This window comes from Luteitalea sp., assembly GCF_044337415.1.
Taxonomy (GTDB): domain Bacteria; phylum Acidobacteriota; class Vicinamibacteria; order Vicinamibacterales; family Vicinamibacteraceae; genus Luteitalea.
Map to the genome: position 1 here is coordinate 1 of NZ_JBIINP010000104.1, position 15,342 is coordinate 15,342.

Annotated in this window: 10 protein-coding genes and 1 tRNA gene; 7 read left to right on the top strand and 4 right to left on the bottom strand. The window is 71.5% G+C overall.

Going from position 1 to position 15,342, the window contains the following annotated elements:
• Positions 1-95: 95 nt before the first annotated feature.
• The 3 genes from ACIRDX_RS14540 (at position 96) to ACIRDX_RS14550 (ending at position 2,302) form a co-directional block, all read left to right on the top strand.
• Positions 96-959 carry a Ku protein gene (locus tag ACIRDX_RS14540; protein ID WP_396626162.1) on the top strand — a complete coding sequence of 288 codons (864 nt, stop codon included), beginning with the start codon at positions 96-98 and terminating at the stop codon, positions 957-959.
• 90 nt (positions 960-1,049) lie between these two features.
• On the top strand, positions 1,050-1,880 hold the full coding sequence (locus ACIRDX_RS14545; RefSeq protein WP_396626163.1) for a TerC family protein: 831 nt from the start codon (positions 1,050-1,052) through the stop codon (positions 1,878-1,880).
• Positions 1,877-2,302: a DUF6526 family protein gene (locus ACIRDX_RS14550; protein WP_396626164.1), complete on the top strand. Its 426-nt coding sequence runs from the start codon at positions 1,877-1,879 to the stop codon at positions 2,300-2,302. The genes ACIRDX_RS14545 and ACIRDX_RS14550 overlap by 4 nt, the downstream gene beginning before the upstream one ends.
• Positions 2,303-2,436: 134 nt before the next feature.
• On the opposite strand, the gene ACIRDX_RS14555 is transcribed toward ACIRDX_RS14550, so the two are convergent.
• On the bottom strand, positions 2,437-3,381 hold the full coding sequence (locus ACIRDX_RS14555) for a hypothetical protein (protein WP_396626165.1): 945 nt from the start codon (positions 3,379-3,381) through the stop codon (positions 2,437-2,439).
• A 70-nt stretch (positions 3,382-3,451) separates the two neighbouring features.
• On the opposite strand from ACIRDX_RS14555, the gene ACIRDX_RS14560 reads away from it, so the two are divergent.
• A complete protein-coding gene (locus ACIRDX_RS14560) occupies positions 3,452-6,184 on the top strand; it encodes a protein kinase (protein ID WP_396626166.1) in 2,733 nt (910 codons plus the stop codon).
• On the opposite strand, the gene ACIRDX_RS14565 is transcribed toward ACIRDX_RS14560, so the two are convergent.
• Both ACIRDX_RS14565 and ACIRDX_RS14570 read right to left on the bottom strand, forming a co-directional pair.
• Positions 6,166-7,461: a hypothetical protein gene (locus tag ACIRDX_RS14565; RefSeq protein WP_396626167.1), complete on the bottom strand. Its 1,296-nt coding sequence runs from the start codon at positions 7,459-7,461 to the stop codon at positions 6,166-6,168. The genes ACIRDX_RS14560 and ACIRDX_RS14565 overlap by 19 nt on opposite strands.
• Positions 7,462-7,470: 9 nt before the next feature.
• The gene (locus tag ACIRDX_RS14570; RefSeq protein WP_396626168.1) at positions 7,471-9,909 is read right to left on the bottom strand and encodes an ATP-binding protein; all 2,439 of its coding nucleotides are present in this window, start codon (positions 9,907-9,909) and stop codon (positions 7,471-7,473) included.
• Between the two features lie 76 nt (positions 9,910-9,985).
• Here ACIRDX_RS14570 and ACIRDX_RS14575 point away from each other — a divergent pair, with 76 nt between their 5' ends.
• The gene (locus ACIRDX_RS14575; RefSeq protein WP_396626169.1) at positions 9,986-11,587 is read left to right on the top strand and encodes a hypothetical protein; all 1,602 of its coding nucleotides are present in this window, start codon (positions 9,986-9,988) and stop codon (positions 11,585-11,587) included.
• A 69-nt stretch (positions 11,588-11,656) separates the two neighbouring features.
• Here ACIRDX_RS14575 and ACIRDX_RS14580 read toward each other — a convergent pair.
• A tRNA-His gene (locus tag ACIRDX_RS14580) sits at positions 11,657-11,731 on the bottom strand.
• A gap of 109 nt (positions 11,732-11,840) precedes the next feature.
• Between ACIRDX_RS14580 and ACIRDX_RS14585 the strand changes: the two genes are divergently transcribed.
• On the top strand, positions 11,841-12,311 hold the full coding sequence (locus ACIRDX_RS14585) for a DUF2177 family protein (protein WP_396626170.1): 471 nt from the start codon (positions 11,841-11,843) through the stop codon (positions 12,309-12,311).
• 98 nt (positions 12,312-12,409) lie between these two features.
• A complete protein-coding gene (locus tag ACIRDX_RS14590; RefSeq protein ID WP_396626171.1) occupies positions 12,410-15,337 on the top strand; it encodes a response regulator in 2,928 nt (975 codons plus the stop codon).
• Positions 15,338-15,342: the final 5 nt, after the last annotated feature.

Consider the following 15,342-nt stretch of genomic DNA (forward strand, 5'->3'; position numbering starts at 1 on the left):
CGGGTAGCGGGTAGCGGTAGCGGTAGCGGTAGCGGGGACCGCTGGGGGCAGCAGGCTGGTCCCACGGGCGTGCGGTTTGCGGAGGGGGAAGAGTCATGGCAGCACGTGCGACCTGGAAGGGACATCTCAAGCTCAGCCTGGTGACCATCCCGATCCGGGTGTTCCCGGCCACCGATGCGCATGCGACGGTGAGCTTCAACCAGCTGCACGAGGCCTGCCAGACGCGCATCCAGCAGAAGAAGTGGTGCCCGCACTGCGAGCGCGAGGTCGCCAACACGGAGATCGTGAAGGGGTACGAGTTCTCGAAGGGCCGGTACGTTACGGTGAGCGAGGAGGACCTGTCGAAGGTCCGGCCGGAGTCGACGCGGCTCATCAACCTCACGCGGTTCACCACCGTGGACCAGATCGACCCGATCTACTTCGAGCGGCCCTACTATCTCGCCCCGGACGGCAACGTGGCGGCCGAGGCGTTCGCCGTCATCCGCGAGGGCATGCAGGGCAAGGCCGGGATCGGCAAGCTGGCGCTCTACGGTCGGGAGTACATCGTGGCCGTCCAGCCCCGCGAGAAGGGGCTCGTGATGTACACGCTGCGGTCGGCCGACGAGGTGCGCAGCATGTCGCAGATCGAGGAGCTCGAGGGCGTGCCGGCCACGCTCAGGCCCGAGGAAGTGAAGCTGGCCCAGCAGGTGATCGGGACGTTCGAGGGCGACCTCGACATGACGAGCTTCCAGGACACCTACCAGGAAGGGCTGCGCGCGCTCATCGACGCCAAGGTCGCCGGCGAGGAGATCGTGGAGACCGAGGAGGAGGCGCCCGCCAAGGTGGTCGACCTCATGGAAGCGTTGCGGCGCAGCCTCGAGTCGGTCAGTGCCGGCAAGAAGACCCCGGCCAAGGCCACCCTCGCCAGCGGGGCGGAGGGCGAGGCGACCCGCAAACCCCGCAAGCGCGCCAGCGCGTAGGGCCGGCGGGCCGCCTGTCGCCGGTCGGCGGCATCCCTTTCGGTACAATCGACCTTTCCGCGCGAGCTGCGTGCTCCCGAAAGGACTGTCGTGATCGAGATGGTGACCGGCCTGTGGCCCGGTCTGTTCGCGCTGGCCGACACGGCCACGGCCGCTGCCCCCGTCCCGGCGGCGCCCCTGTGGAGCGCCGCGAGCCTGGTCTCGCTGGCCACCCTGGCCGCGCTGGAGATCGTGCTCGGCATCGACAACGTGATCTTCATCGCGATCCTGTCGAGCCGACTGCCCAAGGACCAGCAGCCCCGCGCCCGCCGGCTCGGCATCTCCATGGCGGTGATCTCGCGCCTGGCGCTGCTGCTCGGCATCTCGTGGGTCATGGGCCTGACCCGGCCGCTCTTCAACCTCATGGGCCAGGGCATCTCCGGCAAGCAACTGATCCTGCTGCTCGGCGGCCTCTTCCTGATCGGCAAGGCGACCTTCGAGATCCACGACAAGCTCGAGGGCGAGGAGGAGCAGGCGCACGGCGGCGGTCGTGCCGGTGCGACCCTCGGCGGCGTGATCGCGCAGATCATGCTCATCGACATCGTCTTCTCGCTCGACTCGGTGATCACCGCCGTCGGCATGACGCCGCACGTGCAGATCATGATGGTCGCGGTGGTCCTCGCGGCGGCCGTGATGCTGGTGTTCGCCGGCCCCATCAGCAGCTTCGTGCAGAAGCACCCGACGATGAAGATGCTGGCGCTGGCCTTCCTGATCCTGATCGGCGTGATGCTGGTCGCCGAGGCGTTCGGCCAGCACGTCGACAAGGGCTACATCTACTTCGCGATGGCGTTCTCGCTGCTGGTCGAACTGCTCAACATGCGCCTGCGCAAGAAGAGCGCGCCGGTGGTCCTGCACCACTCCTCGATGCCGAACCAATCATGAGCACACAGACCTACGCCACCCACGCCCACCAACCCGTGCCGACCTTCATCGGCACCGCGCTCTGGATGATCGCCGTCGCCGGAGTCGCCGCCATGCTGACTGGCCGCGAATGGGGGGCGGCCTTCGCATGGGTCGGCGTCCTCGGCTGCCTGTTCATGCAACTCGCCATGGGGCGCGTCTACACGACCAAGCTGCAGGACCGCATCATCATGCTCGAGGAGCAACTGCGGGCCGAGCGACTGTTGCCGCCGGCGACGCTGGCGCAGTGGAAGGCGCTCGGCGTCAAGCACGTGGTGGCGTTGCGGTTCGCCGCCGACGAGGAACTGGCGGCGCTCACGGCCCGGGCCGCCAGCGAGTCGATGACGCCAGACGCGATCAAGCGCGCCATCACCCACTGGCGTGCCGATCACCGCCGCACCTGACAATTCGACATTGGACATCGGAAATTCCCGGCGGCTCGGCCTGCCGGCCTTCGCTCGCGCGAGGCCATCCGCAGGCGCGTGGCCGAAGGCCCGCGCCTCGAGAATCTCGAATGTCGAATGTCACATTGCCACCGTCACTTCACCGCGACTTCCTCGCTGGTGCTGACGCCGAACTTCCTGTAGTCGGAGAAGACGGTGGTGGACTCGAGGCCGAACTTCCGGAACACGAGCGTCTTGCCGACGACCTTGTACTGCGCCTCGGCCGGCAGCCAGATCTCGCCGTTGACCCTGGTGCGACGAAACATGATGGTGCTGCCCTTGTGCATGCGCGCCAGCAGGCCGAGGCCGAACGTGACGTCCTCGACGGCCTCGAGTTCCGTGCGGATCACCTGACGGTCGCTCTCGGAGATCCAGGCCCGCCCCCGCACCTTCTTCAGGAACTTCCCGGCGTCGCTCTTCGTGCGGGCATTCTTCCGGGGCGTGAGCGTCGCCACCAGCGTCGCCTGCCCGTCGCGCACCTCGCGGCCCACGAGCGCGATCTGGTAGACCGCGAACACGTCGTCGATCACGTCCTGCTCCTCGCGGAGCTCCCTGGCCCGCTTGGCGAGCCGCTTGTCGCGCTGCGCCGGCGTTTCGACCCTGATCTGCTCCATCTGGTCGAGCACGCGCTTGCGGTGCGCCGCGTCGCGGCGCTCGAGTTCCGCGGCGGCCAGCGGCACGCCGTTGACGCTGATCAGCCGCTTGTAGGTCTCGCCCGGGACCTCCGAGGGGTACACCTCGAACTCCCGCCACGGCCCGAGCTGGACCTTGCCGAGCCTGGACACGTTCACGTCGCGGCGACGTTCCTTGAAGGTGTACTGGCGCAGCAGCTGCTCGTCGGTGCGCAGCCCGGCGCGCACGTCCTTGATGAGTTGCGCGAGGTCGGGGAGGGGAGTCCCCGCGGGGGATTGGGACGCGCCGGCCGCCTGCACCAGCGCGGCCTGCGGCCGTCGGAGGGGTTCGCCGACGAGGGCGAGCGTGATGGCGAGCGCGAGCACCGGGAGGGCGGCGCGACGGGCCGGCCGAGCAAGAAGGAACACCACGCGATTGTAGGACGGCTGACATCCACGAACGGTCGAGGGACCTGTGCGACAATGAGCCACTTTCCGCATGCGCACAGACCGCGGGCTCACGGACCTGGCCGCCACGCTCGCAGACGGCGCGGCGGTGGACTGGGCCGCCCTGGAGGCCGAGCTCGGCACCGAAGCCGAGCGCGCCATCTTCCGGCAGCTGCGCGTCATCGCTGACATCGCCGAGCTGCACCGCAGCCTGCCCGACGAGGGCCCGGACGCGCAGTCGCTTGCCGCGACGCCGCCGGCCGCGCTCGAGCCCGACAGCCCCCTCCCGTCGTCGATGGGCGGCGAGCCAGACCCTGACGAGCCCGATCTCGGCACCTGGGGACCGTACCGGCTGCTCCGGGTGCTCGGCCCCGGCACGCTCGGTCGCGTCGTGCGCGCCACCGATCACCTGCATCGTGATGTCGTGATCAGGTTCCTGCCGGAGCCCTCGCCGCCCGAGGTGGGCGTCGCCTTCCTGGCCACCGGACAGGCGCTGGCGAAGGTGCGACACCCGAATGCCGTCGAGGTCTACGGGGCCGAGCAGCACGACGACCGGACCGGCCTGGTCATGGAGTTCGTCGATGGCCGCAGCCTCGATCAGGTGGTGGTCGCGCAGGGCACCTTCAGTGCGCGGGAAGCGGCCCTGGTGGGCTGGGAGCTGTGTCGCGCCGTGTCCGCGCTCCATCGGGAGGGCCTGGCACACGGGCTGCTGTCGCCCGACAACATCGTGCGCGAGGCGGGCGGTCGGCTGGTCCTGATGGACGTCTGGCCGCAGGGCGTGCCCGTGAGTGCGCTCGACCTGCCGCCGGCCACCCTGTCGTTCCTCGCGCCCGAGGTCGTCGCCGGCGCGGCGCCCTCGCCGCGCAGCGACATCTACAGCCTCGGCGTGGTGCTCTACTACCTCGTGTCCGGCGCGTACCCGGTCCGGGCGACGTCGGTGGCGGAACTGGCGGCGCGGTACGACCGCTCGGAGCGCATGCCGCTGGCCGATTTGCGCCCCGACCTGCCCGACGACTTCATCCGCATCGTCGAGCGGGCGTGCGATCCGGACGTGGAGCGCCGCTACGCCACCATCGCGGCCGTCAAGGAAGCCCTGTCGCGCACGCTCGGCTGGGACACGTGGACGCGCAAGCCGCCGGTGACCACGCCGTCGGGCGAGGCCGCAGCCCCCGGGCCGCCGGCCGTCACGCCGACCCCGGTGCCCGCGGCCGTGACGTCGTCCCTGCCCTGGGGCGTCATCGCCATCGCCGCCGGTGCCGTGCTGGTCGGCGGGATCGCGGCCTGGTCGATCCTGCCCCGGGACCTGACCTTCCGCGGACGTTCGACGTCACTGGCCACATCGCGGCCGCAGCAGGACCTCGATGTGCGGGCCCAGACGCCCGGCGCAGCCCTGCGGCTGGCGTTCGGCAGCGCTACCGGCGCCGATCCCGGGCTCACGCCGCCCGTCATCGCGCAGCTGGCGCAGGACCTCAGGTCGTCGCCGTCGTTCCGCGTCATCGCCCCCGTGGCGGTGGAGCCCATGCTCGGCCAGCCGATCGCGGCGATCATGCATGCCATCAGCGCCGACGTGTACATCGAGGTCGCGGTGTCCAGGCAGGACGCCGGGATGCAGGCGGAACTGAAGATCCAGCGCGCGCAGGGCCCCACGCAGGTCCTGCGGCAGTCGATGACGACGAGCACGTCGGTCCGCGAGTTCACGGCCTCGCTGACGCAGTTGGTGGTCGCGGAACTGGCCGTGTCCGATGTCGAGCGTCCGTCGCTGCGCACCGAGTTGCCGCTCGACAACCCCGAAGCGATGCAGGCCTACAAGCTCGGCGAGAGCCGCCTGGGCCGCGGGGGACGCAAGGAAGTCGAGGAGGCCGCCGAGTCGTTCCGGCGCGCCACGGAGGCCGAGCCGGACTTCGTGCTCGCGTACGCGAAGTGGGCCGAGGCGTTGCTCTCGCGCTATCGCCACAACGCGCTCACCGCGGAGGAGGCCCTGCCGCTGGCGCAGAACGTGATCTCGAAGGCGCTCAGCCTCGACGATCGCAGCGCGGAGGCCCTCGCGGCGCTGGGCGATCTGTACGCGGAACGCCACAACGTGGGCCAGGCCGAGCGGTACTTCATGCGCTCGCTGGCCCTGAGCCCCAGCGGCGAGTACGCGCGCATCCGGTACGCGATGCTCCTGGCGGGCCGTGGCCGCGTCGACGCCGCCGTCGAGCAGGTCTCGGAGGCCCAGAAGCTCAACCAGAGGTCATCGCTGCTGCGCGGCTACCTGGGCGCAACGCTGCACTACGCGAAGCGCTTCGATGAGGCCGCGCGCACCTACGAGACGCTGCTGCGCCTCGACTCGCAGTACTCGGCCGCCTACATCGGCCTGTGCAAGGCGTACACGGAGCTGAAGCGCACCGCGGAGGCCCTCGCGGCCTGCCAGGCCGTGGGCGCACAGCATGCCGCCGAGGACCCGTTCGTCCTCTCGCAACTCGTGAAGATCCACCACGACGCCGGCAAGCCGCGCGAGGCCCAGCAGGCCCTGGCGCGCCTGCGGACCAACTACGACCTGCGGCCGACCGGCGACGGTGCGTTCTGGATCGCCCTCGCCTATGTCAGCGTCGGCGACGCGACGCGGGCCTTCGAGTGGCTCGACAAGGCGATCGACGCCAACTCCTCGCGCCTGGCCTACGCGCGCGTCGACTCGCGGCTCGATCCGCTGCGGCGCGACCCACGCTTCCTCGCGCGCATGGCGCGCATCGACGAGCACGCCTCGTCGGTGGTCGGCCTGGCCGCTCAGGGCAGCAACCGGTGAACGGCGGCCACGTCGTGCTCCACGCGTCCTGACGCATCGGGCGCCGTGAACGCGACGGTCCGGGCCTGCACCATCGGCAACCCGGCGTCGGCGGCGGCCGCGGCCAGCGACGTCCTGGGCTCGTTGTGGATGAGGAAGCCGCCCGGGCGCAGCGCCCCGGCCAGCGTCCCGCACGCCGCCGCGAGGGCGGGTTCGCCAAGATAGGTGAGGACGTTGGTCGCCACCACCAGGTCGTAGGGACCCGGCGCCCGATCGAGGGCCACGTGCCCCGCGTGCGGTGTCAGCCGTCGCCACGCGCCCGCCGGCACCTGCACGCGGCGCACGGGCCGGCCGTCGCGGCCGTGGTCGAGCGGCGACCGCGGCACCCCGAGGCCACCGCCCCAGGTCTCCAGGTACGCGACATACGACGGCAGCAGGCGATGGCGCCGGGTCGACAACGACGATCGCAGGACGAGCGACGTGGCGCCCGTCGCGCGGCCGAGCGCGGCCACGACGTCGCACACCACCGGATTCACGTCGAGCACGTCGACCTCGAGTTCCGACGAGGCCTTGCCGGCCGCGCGGAGCGCATCCGCGATGGCGAAGGGTTGCACGGTCTGTCCGAGCGTGTCGTCGTCCAGGCCCGTGCGCGGCCCGAGGTCGAGGCCGGGACCGACGATGAGCAGGCGGCGCACCGGGGCGTCGAGCGGGAGGGCACCGAGCGCTTCGGCGACGGCGTATCCCCCGTCGACGCCGGTGTCGGTGCTGAGTCCGCGTGACTGGTACAAGCGCGCGACATCGTCGGCCGTCTTCGCTTCGAACTCCTTGGCGTGGAGGAACCGCATCGTGCGCCCGTAGTCGTCGCGCAGGCGGGTGCGCAGCGCTGCGTCGCCGAGGCCGTCGGGGCGCAGCGCGCGCAGCGTCCCGAGGCGTCCGTCCCCGGAGGCCAGCACCGACGCGAACGCGTCGAGCCGTGCCGCGGCATCGGCCGGGATGCGGCCCTGGTCGATGAACGCCCGCGCGCTCAGGGCAGGCTCGATGGGGGCTGCCGTGGTCCATCGGCGCGACTGGAGGGCCACGGCGACGCGATGCTCGCCAAGCCCCTCGTCGACGCGACGACGCGTGTCGGCGCGCTCGGCGACGGCCCACGCCTGCCACTCCTCGATGCCGAGCGCCCGAAGGCGGCGCTGCAGGGCCGGGGGGAAGTCGTCCCACCGCGCCGTGACGGTCGGGGCGGCGCGCGCCCGCGCGACGGTCATCGTGGCGGCGGCGAGCGCCAGCAACTGGCGACGGGTCATGGGACCGTCTCAGGCATCCGCGCGGGGCGTCCACACGAGCATCGCCGTCGCCACGGTCACGTCGGTCTTCTTCGGCCGGAGCACCAACGGCGTGACGGGCACGCCCTCGTCTGCCGCGGCCTGCTGGGCCTCGGCCTCGATGGCGGCGCGCAGGTCGACGAGCTTCTGTTGCTCGGTGGCCAGGTTCTCCTCGGCGCGGGCGACGTCCTGCTTCTCCTTCATCACCTTGCTCGCGCCACGCGCCGCGCTCCCGAGGCGGCCCGCATTGGTGGCACTCAGCGTCTTGCGCCCGAAGAGCGCGCCGAACACGCCCGTGGCCGCCGTGAGCAGGGCCGAACCCGTCGAGGCCGACACCTCCTGTTGCTGCTTGCCCAGCACCTGCTCGGCCTTGCGGATCCGCTCATCCTGGGCCTGCAGTCGCGCGGCGTACTTCACGCGGATGGCCTCCACCTTCGCGTCGCGCGCCACGCGCAGCGCCTCGGAGAGTCGCGCGCGGAACGCCGCCTCGCTCTCGCCGGGCGTCGAGTGCTGTCCGCTGGCCTCGTGCTCGAGCAGGGTGAGGGTGCGCGTGTCGTACAGCCAGGTCGCGACGCCGCGCTTCCACGTGTCGAGACTCTTCGTCGTCGTCGCGCCCGGCGGCAGTTCGCCGTATGTCGCCGGGCCACGCGGCGCCTGCTCCAGGTCCTGGGGCACGACGTCGGTGTCGGCGGCGCGGTCGAGCGCGAGCGGTGTCGCGCCCGGTTGCAGCGGCACGATGACCTGCACCGGCATCGTCTCGGCGATGCGGCGCTTCGTGTCGGCGATGCGCACGCTGCCGGCCACGTACAGCGCCGGGTCGTAGGCCAAAGTGCCTCCTGCCGCGACGCCGCGCGCCGGTACGAACATCGCCGTCACGCCCGGCGGCAGCACCGGCGGCGCCGACAGCAGGGACGACGCGGCTTGCGCTACGGACGCTTCGGGCCCCGCCGCCGCGGCGTGACCGGCGACCGCGCGTGCGACGACGTCCGCCCCCTGGGCTGCCGTACCCGGTACCCCGTTCCCGGTACCCGCCGTCAACGCCTTGATGTCCGTCCGCGTGAGCGGCCCCCGCAGGTACGACAGCGTCCACCGTGTCTCGAACGTGAGCGGGCCCGCCGACTCGTGCACGTTGTGCATCAGGAACACCCGGTTGCCGAGGGCCGACAGCGTCTCGCTCATCGCGCCACGATCGAAGCGTTCGCCCCCGGCCGCGCCCGCGAGGCCCTCGAGCACGCGCGCCTTGTCGCGCTCGGTCTGCAGGCGACCGATGAACCACGTGCCCGTGTTGGACAGGCCCTTGTAATCGAGGTCCACCGGGTTCTGCGTGGCCAGCACCACGCCCAGCCCGAACGCGCGCGCCTGCTTCAGGAGCAGCATCAGCGGCTCCTTGGACGGCGGGTTGGCCACCGGCGGCATGTACCCGAAGATCTCGTCCATGTACAGCAGCGCGCGCAGGCTGGTGGTGCCCGACTGCATGCGCACCCAGCCGAGCACCTCGTTGAGCAGCAGCGACACGAAGAACATCCGCTCGGCATCGCTCAGGTGCGCGATGGAGAAGATCGCGGCGCGCGGCCGGCCGTCCTCCGTGCGCAGGAACGACGCCACGTCGAGCGGCGCGCCCGTCAGCCACTGATCGAAGCCCGGCGCCGCGAGCAGGTTGTTGAGCGCCATCGCCAGGCCGAAGCGATCCTTGGCCGGGTAGAACGCATCGAGTTCGAGCGCGCCGATGCGCGTGAACGGCGGCGCCTGGATTTGCTGGATGATGCCGACGAGATCCAGGTCGGTGCCCGCGAGCCAGGCCGTCTCGAGGATCTTCGCCAGCAGGATGTGCTCGCGCGACTGCAGCGGATCGGCCTGAACCCCCGCGAGCCCGAGCAGGCTGCCCACGGTCGTCTGCAGGCGCTCGCGCAGCAGGTCGCGATCCTCGAGCACGGCCGCCGGCGGCACCGCGAACGACTTCAGGATCGACACCGGCACGCCGGCGCTGCTGCCGGGCGTGTAGATCGTCACGCCCGCCGCGTCCTTGAGGCGCTGGATGCGCGCGCCGTCCTGGCCCCAGCCCGCCAGGCCCTTCTTCCAGCGCTCGGCCTGCGCCGCCGCGAACGTGGGGACGTCCTGCCCGGCGCGCTGCGCCTCGTCCTCGTTCACCCACGGCGCGAACGCCTCGCCGCTCAGCGACGGGAACGTCAGCGCCAGGTTCGCGAGGTCGCCCTTCGGGTCGATGATGATGGCGGGGATCCCGTCGATGAGCGCTTCCTCGAGCAGCCCGATGCAGAGGCCGGTCTTGCCGCTGCCGGTCATGCCGATGCACACCGCGTGGGTGAGCAGATCCCGCGAGTCGTACATCAGCGGCGCGGGCGTGGCCGTCTTCGTCGCGATGTCGTAGGGACGGCCGAGGTAGAACGCGCCGAGGGTCTCGAAGTCCTGCATGGCGAATGATTCTATCGACTCGGCGGCTGCGGCCGAGCTGTCTTTTGGCGGAACGCCGCAGTACCCTCCGTGATTCATGGCTGCGCGCGTCCGTCACGTCCTGCTCGGGACCCTCGTGGCCGGCGTGATCGGCATGGGTGTCGTGTGGGCCACGGCGCGTCCACGCCTCGAGTACTGGCTCCGCGCGACGGTGATCGCCACGCTGGAGCGCGAGCTCGACAGCGGCGTCGAGCTGCAGGCCATCCGGATCACGCTCGGGCCCGTCACCAGGATTGCCGGCGGTCCGCTCGTCATCCGTCATCGCCGCCGTCTCGACGTCGCGCCGCTGGTGCGGCTCGAGCGCTTCGAGACGACGATCACGTGGCGGGAGATGTTCCGGCGTCCGCGTCGCGTGGACGCGGTCACGTTGACGGGCCTGGCGATTGCCATCCCCCCATCGCCCGGCCCGGGGCAACCGCGCTTCGGCGACATGCGCGTCGAATCGACCTCGACGGAGGCGAGGCGGCCTGCCGCGCAGGCACCCGGCCGTACGCCGGCGGTGATCATCGGGCGCGTGACCGCCGACGCCGCGACGCTCGTGATCCTGCCGCGCGAGACGCGCAAGCTGCCGCGCCGCTTCGTGATGCATCGGCTCACCGTGCGCGACATCTCGAGCGACAGGGCCATGGCGTTCGAGACCCAACTCGAGAACCCGCAGCCGCGCGGCCTGGTGATCACCTCGGGCACCTTCGGCCCGTGGCAGGTCAGCGCCCCGGCGCGCACACCGATCGCGGCGACCTACCGGTTCGTCGACGCCGACCTGTCGACCATCCGCGGTCTCGCCGGGGTGTTGCAGGCCGAGGGCCGCTATACGGGCGTGCTCGAGCGCATCGAGGCGACAGGCACGAGCACCACGCCCGGCTTCGACCTGCGCGTCGGCGGCCGCCCGCTCCCGCTCGAGACGCGGTACACGGTGGTGGTCGACGGGACCAACGGCAACACCTACATCCAGCCTGCCGAGGCGCGCCTCGGCGCGGGCACGCCCATTCGTGTCACGGGCGGCATCGTGAGAGCCGAGGACCGGCGCGGCCGCACCGTGGATCTCGCCACCCACATCACCGACGGACGCCTCGAGGACGTCCTCGCGCTCGTCGTCGACGGTCCGCCGGCGATGCGTGGGCGCCTTGGCGTGGATGCCGCACTGCTGATCCCGCCGGGGCCCGTGCCCGTGGTGCGGCGCATGACGCTCGACGGGCGGTTCACGCTGCGCGACGCGACGTTCAGCAGTCGCGCGGTGCAGGCACGGCTCGACGAGTTGAGCCGGCGCGCGCAGGGACGGCCCGATGCCGAGGAAGTGACGCGGGTGGTGTCGGCGTTCTCCGGGCGGTTCACCATGGCCGACGGGGTCATCCGCTTTCCGGCGTTGCGCTTCGAGGTGGACGGCGCGCGCGTCGCACTTGCCGGGCACTACACACTGGAAGGCCAGCGCCTGCAGTTCGACGGGCGGATCCGGCTGCAGGCCGGCGTGTCGCGCATGCTGGGTGGTAGGAAGGGGTGGCTGCTGCGGCCGTTCGACGGCCTCTTCCGCCGCGACGGCGCCACGGAGTTCCCGCTGCGCATCCGCGGCTCCGTGCAGCATCCGGAGTTCGGCGTGGACGTGAAGGAGACGCTCGAGCGCGCGCTGCTGCCGGGCCGCTGACCCCGCAGCACAGCACGGTCGCAGACCTTCCGCCTTCTGCCCTTCTACTCTTCTGCTCTTTGCGAAGCTTGGGGTGGGTGAGGGGATTCGAACCCCCAACATCCGGAGCCACAGTCCGGCGCTCTGCCCTTGAGCTACACCCACCGTCCCGGGGGGCGCCTGCCCGGCGCCATGGGAACAGCCAAGTATACACCGCCCGGGCAACCCGGTCGAACGAACCTCGGCGGCCGGGACCGGCGTCATACGCGCTGTGGTGGAATCAACGACCGTGCGCCGCGTGGCTGTCCAGGCCCTCTTGACCACGGCGGTCTTCGCCGCGCTCGACTTCGTCTGGCTCGGGATCTTCATGAACGGCTTCTACAAGGCCGAGCTCGGCAGTATGGCCCGCCTGTCCGGGCCGGACTTCGCGCCGGTCTGGTGGGCCGCCTTCGCCGTGTATGGTGTCCTGGTGCTGGGCCTGGTCGTCCTCGTGCTGCCGCGCGCCGAGGGCCAGGCGACCCGGGCGCTCGGATTCGGCGCCCTCATGGGCGTGGTGTCCTACGGCACCTACGACCTCACCGCGTATTCCGTGCTGGCGGGCTTCTCCCTCCGCATGACCCTGGTCGACATCGTCTGGGGGGCGGCCATCTGCGGCCTCACGTCGGCCATCGTCACCCTCCTCGAACCGCGTCTCGCGGGTGCGCCGGCGCCCCGTTCGTCCACCCGTCCGCAGTCGGTCGTCTAGCGCGACGGTGGCCGTGCGCCGCCTTCACGTTCCGCCCTTCCCGGCCGAATACCGGGAGGGCCGGGCTCCCCTCGGCCTCGATGGCGTTTGGAGACCGCGTGACGACGTGGCTGCGCAGGGTCGGGATCATCGCAACGCTGGCAGGGGCCTGTGCCTTGCCCGGCGCGACTGCGGTGTTGGCCGCTGACCCCGAACCACCTGCCCTGGCCTCGACCCCGGCGGCGCCTGCCTCGACGGCGCCCCGGCCGCTCGTCTACGCCGGCTCGTCCACCTTCGGCCCCTGGGAGCATCTCGACGAGCACGGTCGCCCCGACGGCTTCAACGTGGCCCTGATCCGCGCCCTGTCGCGCCACACGGGGCGGCCCATCGAGGTGCGGTTGACCGCCTGGGCGCAGGTGCTCGGCGGGCTCGACAGCGGCGCCGTCGATCTGGCGGCGGTGGGTGCCTCGGACGCGCGCCGGGCGCGGTATGACTACCTGTCCCTCATCTGGACCCTGCAGCAGTCGGTCATCGGCCGACCCGATCGGTCCACGCCGCTGCCGGAACGCCTCACGGACCTGGCGCGGGAGGTCGTCGTGGTCGAGCAGGGCTCGCTGATGCACGAGCTCATGGTCGAACTCCCCGAGGTCAACCGGCCGTTGCTGGTCCTGGCTCCCAACCAGCACGACGGCTTGCGCATGCTGCTCGACGGCAACGCCTCGCTCATCCTCGGCAACGCCCTCGTGTTACGCCGGGCGGCGCGCGTCCTCGACGCCCGCGAGTTGCCGTCGCGCGAGATCAAGGCGGCCGGCTACCACTTCGTGACCGGCCGCGGGCGGGCACCCGAGTTCGACTGGCTCGAGCCTGCGCTGGCGCAGTTGAAGGAGAACGGCACCTTCGCCCGTGCCTTCGAGCAGTACCTCACCCCCGAGGCGCCGCCGGCGCGGGTCTCGCCGTGGACGCTGGTGCTGTTGGTGGCGCTCGCCCTGGCCGGCCTGGTCGGCGCGCTGGCCTGGTATCGCCGTGTCAGGCGCATGGTCGCCTCGAAGGTGCAGGCCGAGGCCCTGTCGGCCCGTCGGCGTCGTGAGGCCGAGGACGCCCTGCGGGCCACCGAGCGCCAGATGCAGCAACTGGTGCACTCGGTCAAGGCGATCGTGTGGCGGCGCGACGTGGCCACGGGGCGCTACTCGTTCGTGAGCCAGGAGGCCGAGCAGCTGCTCGGCTATCCGGCGACGTCCTGGACCGACGAGCCCGATTTCGTCTCGCGCATCCGGCATCCGGACGACGACGAGTGGGTGCGCCGGTACAGCCAGCGCGCCACGGCCGAGCGTCGCGACCACACGATGGAGTACCGCGTGCAGACGCAGGACGGGCGCCTGGTCTGGCTGCGCGACATCGTGTCGGTGATCGTCGAGCAGGGTGAGCCTCGCGAGCTGATCGGCGTGATGATCGACATCTCCGAGTACAAGGCCGCCGAGGAGGCGCTCGAAGCCGCCCACGCGCAGGCGCTGGCCGCCACGCGCGCCAAGTCGGAGTTCCTCGCCTCGATGAGCCACGAGATCCGCACGCCGATGAACGCCGTCATCGGCATCACGGATCTGTTGCTCGACTCGCCGCTCTCGCCCGAGCAGCACTCGCTCGTGGAGACCGTCCGCTCCTCGGGTGACGTACTGCTGAACGTCATCAACGACATCCTCGACTTCTCCAAGGTGGAGTCGGGCAAGCTGGAGTTCGAGCGCATCGCCTTCGATCCGGAGGCGCTGGCCGACGACGTCGCGCGGTTGATGGGGGAGCGGGCCACCGCCAAGGGGCTCGACCTCACGTGCCGCATCGCGGCGGACGTGCCGCGCAACCTCGTCGGCGATCCCGGCCGGCTGCGGCAGGTGCTGCTCAACCTGGTGGGCAACGCCATCAAGTTCACCGAGACGGGCGACGTCGCCATCCGGGTGACGGCCCCGTCGATCTCCGACGGCCTCGCACACCTGCGGGTGGAGGTCAGCGACACCGGCATCGGCATCGCGCCCGAGGCCCAGGCGCGCCTGTTCGACGCGTTCACCCAGGCCGACGCGTCGACCACGCGCCGCTATGGCGGCACGGGGCTGGGCCTGGCCATCTCCAAGCGGATCATCGAACTGCTCGGCGGCGCGATCGGCATCGACAGCCGGATCGGCGAGGGCACGACGTTCTGGTTCACGATTCCGTGCACGCGGTCCGGCCACCTGCCCGAACCGGTCGACACCGGTGCGCTCGGCGGCCTGCGGGTGCTGGTCGCCGACGACAGCCGGGCCTCGCGCGTCATGCTCGAGCAGACGCTCATGGATGCGGGGATGTCCGTGCAGGTGGCGCGGGATGCCGACGAGGCCCTCGCGCTGATCGGCGACGGCCCCTGGCCGCACGTCGCACTGATCGACGAAGGCCTGACCGATGGCGGCGGCCTGCGGCTGGCCGAGCGCCTGCGGGCCCGGGCGCCACACCCACCCGCGGTCGTCCTGCTGGCCTCGCGGCCGGGCGGAACGCCGGTGAGCCTCGAGCGGAGTGCGCGGCTGATGAAGCCGGTGCGGCGCAGCGAGTTGTTCGCGACGCTCGAGCGCCTGGGCCGCCCGGTGGCGGCCCAGGTCGCGCCGCCGCTGCCGGCGCCGCGGCCGCAGTCGGGCGCCGGCGTCCCGCGGCCGAATCTGCGTGTGCTGGTGGCGGAGGACAACCTCGTGAACCAGAAGGTGGCCCGGCTCATGCTGGAGAAGTGCGGCTGCCGCGTCGAGGTCGTGGCCGACGGCGCGCAGGCGGTGGCTGCCGTCCAGGCCGGTGAGTTCGACCTCGTGCTGATGGACTGCCAGATGCCGGTGTGCGACGGCTTCGAGGCCACGCGCCGCATCCGCGCCCTGCCGCCGCCGGGCAACGGCGTGGTCATCGTCGCGCTCACGGCCAACGCGCTCGCGGGCGACCGCGAACACTGCCTCGCCGCGGGGATGAACGACTACCTGGCCAAGCCCGTGCGCCGGGAGGCGCTGGCCGAGATGCTCGCGCGCTACGCGCCAGCGGCGGCCTGACGCGC